The sequence below is a fragment of the Mesorhizobium sp. M0119 genome, from assembly GCF_040322615.1.
Lineage (GTDB): Bacteria > Pseudomonadota > Alphaproteobacteria > Rhizobiales > Rhizobiaceae > Mesorhizobium.
Map to the genome: position 1 here is coordinate 1 of NZ_JAMYTU010000117.1, position 545 is coordinate 545.

Here is a 545-nt window from a genome sequence, read left to right on the forward strand (position 1 = left end):
TGGATGTTGCCGTTGGCGACCTCCGTGATATTGCCAGTCAGCGACTGCGTCTGGACGTCAATGCCGTCCTTGCCCGCCGTCAGCGCGGTGACAGCACCCGTGGTGACGCTGATGTTGCCGCCAGCTACCGTGTCGCGCACGAAGATGCCTTCGCCGCCGCTCGAACTGCTCGCGCCCGAGATGTCGACCGTGACCGTGCCCGAACCGTTGTTCTTGATGTTGGCCGCATCGCCGGTGCCGCCGACGAAGCCGCCGGTGCCGGTCACGCTGATGTCGCCGCTGCCGCCGGTCCCGCCGATCAGGCTCAGACCACGCGTCGCGCCGGTCACCGTGTCGGCGACATTGACGGTCACGGCGCCCTTGCCGCTTGCGTTGATGCCCTCGGCCGCGGTGCCGGTGACCGTGCCGTTGGCGGTGATGCCGATCGCGCCGCTGCCGTTGTTCAACGCAAAGATGCCGGTCGTGCCCGAGACGTTGCCCGCGGTCACGTCGACCGCACCCGCACCGGCGGCCGAGGTCTGCTGGGCGACGATGGCGGTATTGCC

Annotated in this window: 1 pseudogene; it reads right to left on the bottom strand. The window is 68.8% G+C overall.

Annotated features, from left to right (window positions below):
- Positions 1 to 545, bottom strand: a pseudogene (locus NKJ40_RS31825) (autotransporter outer membrane beta-barrel domain-containing protein); the annotation flags it as partial.